We start from the raw sequence: 238 nt of genomic DNA, 5'->3' as shown, positions 1-238 counted from the left end.
AAATGGAGCCTAGCGGGATCGAACCGCTGACCTCCTGCGTGCAAGGCAGGCGCTCTCCCAGCTGAGCTAAGGCCCCGTATAATATAGAGAATAGATGGTGGGCCTGAGTGGACTCGAACCACCGACCTCACGCTTATCAGGCGTGCGCTCTAACCAGCTGAGCTACAGGCCCATCTAAATTCTTATTGAAAGAATTCACTCTCTCAAAACTGAACTAAACAACTAGTATGTCCTTACC

The 238-nt window shown here is 50.8% G+C and carries 2 tRNA genes; both read right to left on the bottom strand.

What is annotated here, in order from left to right:
- Positions 1–3: 3 nt before the first annotated feature.
- Positions 4–76 (bottom strand) — tRNA-Ala (locus AC6CHS_RS19440).
- A 19-nt stretch (positions 77–95) separates the two neighbouring features.
- Positions 96–172: transfer RNA gene (locus tag AC6CHS_RS19435), tRNA-Ile, on the bottom strand.
- Positions 173–238: the final 66 nt, after the last annotated feature.

The organism is Oceanobacillus sp. GQ8 (genome assembly GCF_059758495.1).
Note: the sequence above shows the minus strand (reverse complement) of the source record. Positions and strands in the feature narration are given on the sequence as shown.